The sequence below is a fragment of the Mycobacterium sp. genome (assembly GCF_039583805.1).
In the GTDB taxonomy this organism is placed as follows: Bacteria; Actinomycetota; Actinomycetes; order Mycobacteriales; family Mycobacteriaceae; genus Mycobacterium.
This window is the reverse complement of sequence record NZ_JAVKSH010000020.1, coordinates 30,747-36,416: the sequence shown is the minus strand read 5'-3', so window position 1 is coordinate 36,416 and position 5,670 is coordinate 30,747. Positions and strand designations below refer to the sequence as shown.

Below are 5,670 nucleotides of genomic sequence, written 5' to 3'. Positions count from 1 at the left end.
GTAGGCCGAAAACAGGTCTCGATCCGCTGTGATGCCGCACCCGCAACGGTGAACCCGTTGGGAGAGCCGTCTTTGTGACCAAGTTCCGACGCAAAGTTCCGACGCAAACTGTTCACCGATCCAATGCTCACCTTCGCCGAAACCACCATGCGCACCGTGTGCGCCGAGCTCGATGTCGAGTTGGTCGAGTTCAACGGCGAAGCCGACCACACCTGCTGGTCGCCTACCCGCCCACGTTGGCGATCTCCACACTGGTGCAACGCCTCAAAGGCCGAACGGCTTACGCCGTTCGTCGGGAATTCACCGGCGCGTGCGTGCGCGCCCGCATGCGCAGCCACCCGTGGTCGCCGTCCTACTTCGCCGTCTCCTGCGGCGGCGCACCCTTATCGACCATCAAGCAATACATCGACGGCCAAACCCGACCTCTATGAGCGCCGGGCTGCGCCCGGCAACAAACGGGATGGGCTCACCCTTTCGTCAAGAAATGCGATCGGACTATCCTCTGATATTTGGAGTCACGGCAGCGATATGTGTCGTATTCCGGCTGCTCACGATCAAAATCCGGGGTGGCGGCCACTGCACGTTATCTCCGGGGAGATTCGTATTCGCGGAAGGTCTTGTGGCGAATAAAGGGAGTCGGTTCGAGGTAGCTGCTGTCGCCGATGAATCGCCTGGGCGCTCCTACGGTCGGGGAGCATTCAAAACAAAGATATCGAAAGACTACACGCTGTCCCTCATCACTATGGTCATGGATGACGGGAAAATGCGGGAGGTTGGGCATTCCGGCTTGTACGCAACCGGCGGGCGAGCATTGCGGAACTTGGTTGAGTTCTATTGGCAACATCCCCAGCATCGCCTGGAACTGGCCGACGGGCGGACCGTAGAGCGACGGCATTGTGTCGCAACCCAGCCTGGCTGACGTCGGCGCGGTGCCCCGCCGGTGGTTCGGGGATGGTCGCTCTTCAACTCCACGTCGCCTCCAAGGCCGGGCCGAATCGTGAACAATTTCATGCGCGGGAGTCGGTCCACAACCTGCTAGTCTAAGCGACAGATCCGGTGTGGCTGGAACAGAACGTTTAGGGTCGACCTGCGGTGCTTACGTTGCGGTGAGTCAGTGTATCCGGTGAGGGGATTGACGTGGCTAAGTTCATGGATATCTACGAGGCGATAAATTGGTTCAAAGGTACTGTCTACGACCACCCCGAAGGTGTCGGGAAAGATACCGCCTGGTCAATGGCGGGTATCGGCGCTGACTACGTTGGCTTCATGAAAATGTTGGGGACGCCGATCGCTGAGAAGCTGGGAGTTGAGGTTTCAGAAGCCGCGGAGCTGCCTGTTATCAAAGCCGGTCTGCTGTCCATGATGGGCATGGCCAACATGTTGGGAGTCGGTGATCCCGAGTCCGGAGATCGATTCGCGCACGGCGCCAATGCGTTCAATCGTGTCGACGAGGCGTTGGGATCAACCCGCCCACCCGACAGCTGGGAAGGCAGCGCGTCGGACGCCTACGGCGAAAAGAACAAAGAGCAGCGACGCCGCGCCGCCCAAATGGCCGAAAACGACAAGACGGTGAAAGAAGTCCTCGACCGTGAGGCCGAGCAGGTGGAGAAAACACGCGAAACGCTCGACCACATGTCAACTCTTCTTACATATTCTGTCCTCCCGGCGTTAGCAGCACTTGCCTGGAATACACCTCCCGGCATCGGCGAGGTGGTCTCGCTCAGCATCCAGACCGCCGCCGTCACTGGGACCCTGCCTGACTGCACCGCCCAGTTCGGACGTTTGGTTTCCGACGCCGCTCACAACGCGACGGTGATTCGGCGGGCCGGGGCCGGCTACGACAACATCGCGTCCGCAGCGCGCCCGATCGACGAACAGTAGATCGCTCACCATCAACGAAAGGACCCGCACATGGGCGGCGAATTGCACGTCACCGCAGGGGAATTGCGGGACGTGTCGACAAAGCACCGGCAGGTTGCCGGAGATATCGCCTCGGCGGGTGAGGCGACGGCCGGGGCCGGCGCAAAAATTGCGGCCTCACACGGTCTGGCCTGCGCGCCGACCGCCGCGGCGGTTTTGGCCGCCGAGTGGTCGCGCGTTTCCGCAGCCCAGAGCATGCAATCGGTGTCCGGCGACCTCGCTGCAAAATTGGACTCCGCCGCGTCCACATACGATGACACCGACCGCCGGGAAGGAAGCGGACTCGACGATCAGATGCATCCGCGCTGATCACGCTCGGCCACGGCCGCACTCCGCCGGTGTGACGGCCAACGCCTCGCGGGCCTAATGCCGCGCACGACACCCTGCGGGAGGCGTAGGCCAACCCGCACCGACATCACCGCCCAGCAGCTCACAACCGGACGTTGCGGATGATGTCGTAAATGCTGGCGATCCACAGCAGCAGCGGGATGACGGCGGCAATTGCCGCGCCGTCGAGCAATTCCAGAATCCGCTTGGTCACCGGCGACACCCGTCGCACCCCAGAGGTCGCGCCGATCATGATCACCGCTACGACGGCGCCCACGAGGTAGACACTCACCACCAACCACGCGTAGTCCGGGTACCACAGGCTTATCCTCACCGCCACACCGGTCGGAATCGCTACCGTCGCAGTCAGCAGAGCCCACGCGCACCACCGTTCGGCGTACAACCGGGACCGGAAACCGCATACCACCGTCACCAATGCGGCCAACAGCAGGCTGTGCACGTAGAAATGTCCCCGCACCACCACCGCGATCGCACCGGTCGCCAGCACCAGAGCGCCGGCGGCGACAAAACCGATCAGCAGCTGCCTGGCCAACCCGGCCCGCTCGGTCAACCGCGCGGCGGAGTCGGGCACGGACGCCATGATGGCCTGCCAGGCCGACGATTCCTCGCCGGCGGCGTCCGGAGCCTCGATCGCGTCGAGCAAGTCCTCATTGCCTACGCTTTCCCCGGGCGCCGGGATCGGCGGCAACGCTATCCGCGCGACGGCTACCGTCAGCTTGGCCGCGTTGGTCACGACGACCAGCCCGAAAGCGATCGCCCCGGTCGGCACCCAGTACTGCGCCCCGTACCCGTAGGCGATCGCCGTCGCCGCCACCGCGGCTGCGGTGACCGCCGTAAACGACGCCACCTGCGCCCGCCGACGCGGCCCGCCTCGGGTCGCCAGCGTCAACAGCAGAACCGCGATGGCGCCGGCGGCGAGCTGCGGCGCCCCCGGCGAGCTGACGCCGCGCGGCAATGGGATCGCCAGGGCCACGGCGCCGACGATCAACGGAAACGCTGCCAGCAGCAGGCTTTCCGCCATATTCAGGTTCTGGTAACGGCTTCGGGCGAGCAGGCTGCCCGCCAGCAGGCCGAGGCCCACAACGCCCAGCGCCGGTGCCCACCACAGTGGGTGGCCGGTGTTGGTCCAGGCCAGCGACGCCATCACGGCCACCGCCAGCGCGACAACCGGAATGGCAACCCCGACAAAGCGATTCAGCGCACTCCGGTCAAATTCCGGCGATTCCTGGAGCACCGCGATCGCATCGATCACGTCCTCGACCAACGGCCGGTACCGTTCGGTGCGGGTAACCGACACCAGCGTCAGCAGTGACCCGTCGACAACCCCGGCGTCGTCGAGCGACTCGTCGAGTTTGCACGGCGGTGCGCCCGGCCGCGCGAACGCCCATTCGCCCTGGGCGGAGAAGTCGACACCGGCCAGCACGTCAGCCGGGGTGTCCTCGAGCAGATCGGCCAGCACCGAGACGGTCTCGTCGATGTAGGCCTCAATCGGGGTCGACGACGGCAGCACCAGGTCCGTCATCCGCCTACCGGTCAGGATCGTCACCCGGGTGGTCGCCGGTTTGGTGGGTGTCGAGCCCGGCGTCGCCGGGACGGCAGCCGGGGCGGTCACCGCCGCTCGAGCCTGTCGAAGTCGTCGGACAGCGCCGCGGCCAACTCGAGGATCCGGCGCTGGTAGGTGGGACCGAGCAGTTCGAGCTGGATCTCCGTCCCCGACGCGACGTGCTTGTCCCACGGCAGCACGACCACCCGGCCGGGCTGCAGATACCGCTCGAACTGCTGCGTCAGGTCATCGACGTCCACATTGGGCTTACCCCGAACGACATGGTTGATCACCACACAAGCCCGCGACAGCAGATCCTGGTAGCCGTTTTGCCGCAGCCAGTCCATCGCCACTGCCGCCTGCCGCGCACCATCGATCGACGCGCTCGCCACGATGACGATCCCCGACACCGTGGACAGCACTGCCTTGGTCGCCGGATCGAACAGTCCCGACCCGCAATCGGCCAGCACCAGGTTGTAGTACCTCGACACGATCTGGGTGGCGCCCTGCCAGTCCTCCTCGTTGAACGCGCGGCGCGCCACGCTGTACTCCTCGGAGGACAGCACCTCGAGGTTCGAGCTGTTCATGCTGGTGTGCGCGCGGATGTCGTTGTATCGCGACAGCGACGTGTCGGCGAGCAGGTCGGCGATGCTGGCCGCCGACTGACGCCCCGCCCGGTCCGCCAGGTTTCCGCCGCCCGGATCGGCGTCGATCGCCAGGATCCGGTCACCGCGGACCTTGGCCAACGTCGACCCCAAAGCGGTCGTCACGGTGGTCTTTCCGCTGCCGCCCTTGAGGCCCAGCACACCGATCTGGTACGAGTCGCGGGCATTGCGGCGGACCCGCATCCGCAGATCCAGCTGGTAGAGCTCGTCCGGGGACAGTCCCACATTCACCCGCGTCGACAGGTACAGCCAGTGCCGCCAGCCGTGCTGCGACGGCATCTTGACCGTGGACCTGACGCCGACGTGCGACAACGCGTCGATAGCGCGATGGTGGCCGATCGTCGCGGCAGAGGTTTGCGCCGGCTGGCTGGGCGGCGGCGCGGCCTGCCAGCCGATCCCGGTCTCGGAGGCGCTGTCGGCGAAATGTTGCGACGGCGGCGGCGCGGACTGCATCTGCGGCGCCACGGGTGGCGGTGTACGCGGTTGTTCGTAGGCCGCCCCGGTCGAGCCGGACCTCGACATCGGCGGCGCGGCGATTCCATTCGGGCGCGGCGGCAGCGGAATGTCGGTGTACGACGGGTGCTGCGTCGCGGCCTGGGTCTGCCAGGACGGCGGCGGTGGTGGTCCTCCGACCGGCATCGGCGGCGGGTCGGCGGGCGGCGGGCTCGGCGGCATCGAATTCGCCTGGCATTTGCGGACGGCATCCAGGTCTACCTGCGTCGTCGCATCTCCGGGCGCGTCCTCGGGAGCGTTGAAGAGCCGGTCATAGTCGGCCGACATGAGCACCCCTCACGGTGTCAACTCACGGTGACAGACGCACGCGGGGGGCGACGTCCGCAGGTGGCGGACTCGCCCCCCGGCGCCCTGCCGTATCAGGCAAACATACCTGTGACGCCAGCTTCTGTCTGACCCATTGTCTGACCGGCCTCACTGATTGTCTGCGCCAGGTTCTGCAGCGCCGAGTTCAGCTCGCGGGCGGTGTTGTCCCAGCGCGTCTGCACGGCCTGGTAGGCCTCCGAGCCGGAGCCGCCCCACACCGCTGCCAGCGACGACAGCGAACCTTTGCCCTCGTCGAGCAGGCCGTGCGTGGTCTGGACGGCACCCTGGACGTCGGCGGATCCGCCCTCGATACCGGCGAAGTTCCACAGCTGTTCACTCATATTGTTGCTCCGTTCTCATGGTGGTCGGGGTTCT

General features: G+C 65.7%; 6 protein-coding genes. 2 read left to right on the top strand and 4 right to left on the bottom strand.

Translation table 11 applies throughout. The features are described from left to right. Positions 1-210 (bottom strand): hypothetical protein (locus tag ABDW21_RS04385; protein ID WP_343710095.1); only part of this gene is annotated, 210 nt, incomplete at its 3' end. A gap of 927 nt (positions 211-1,137) precedes the next feature. Here ABDW21_RS04385 and ABDW21_RS04380 point away from each other — a divergent pair. Further along, on the top strand, positions 1,138-1,881 hold the full coding sequence (locus ABDW21_RS04380; RefSeq protein ID WP_343601692.1) for an EspA/EspE family type VII secretion system effector: 744 nt from the start codon (positions 1,138-1,140) through the stop codon (positions 1,879-1,881). Positions 1,882-1,911: 30 nt separating this feature from the next. Then, on the top strand, positions 1,912-2,229 hold the full coding sequence (locus tag ABDW21_RS04375; RefSeq protein ID WP_343601690.1) for an ESX-1 secretion-associated protein: 318 nt from the start codon (positions 1,912-1,914) through the stop codon (positions 2,227-2,229). A gap of 121 nt (positions 2,230-2,350) precedes the next feature. Here the strand turns inward: ABDW21_RS04375 and eccD are convergent, their stop codons facing one another. From eccD to ABDW21_RS04360, 3 genes are all read right to left on the bottom strand, one after another. After that, on the bottom strand, positions 2,351-3,880 hold the full coding sequence (eccD, locus tag ABDW21_RS04370) for a type VII secretion integral membrane protein EccD (protein ID WP_343601688.1): 1,530 nt from the start codon (positions 3,878-3,880) through the stop codon (positions 2,351-2,353). After that, positions 3,877-5,256, bottom strand: coding sequence for an AAA family ATPase (locus tag ABDW21_RS04365; protein ID WP_343601686.1), 1,380 nt, complete (start codon positions 5,254-5,256; stop codon positions 3,877-3,879). Before ABDW21_RS04365 ends, eccD begins: the two co-directional genes overlap by 4 nt. Before the next feature lie 92 nt (positions 5,257-5,348). Beyond that, complete coding sequence (locus ABDW21_RS04360; RefSeq protein WP_343601685.1) at positions 5,349-5,636, bottom strand: WXG100 family type VII secretion target; 288 nt, start codon at positions 5,634-5,636, stop codon at positions 5,349-5,351. Between the last annotated feature and the right edge of the window lie 34 nt (positions 5,637-5,670).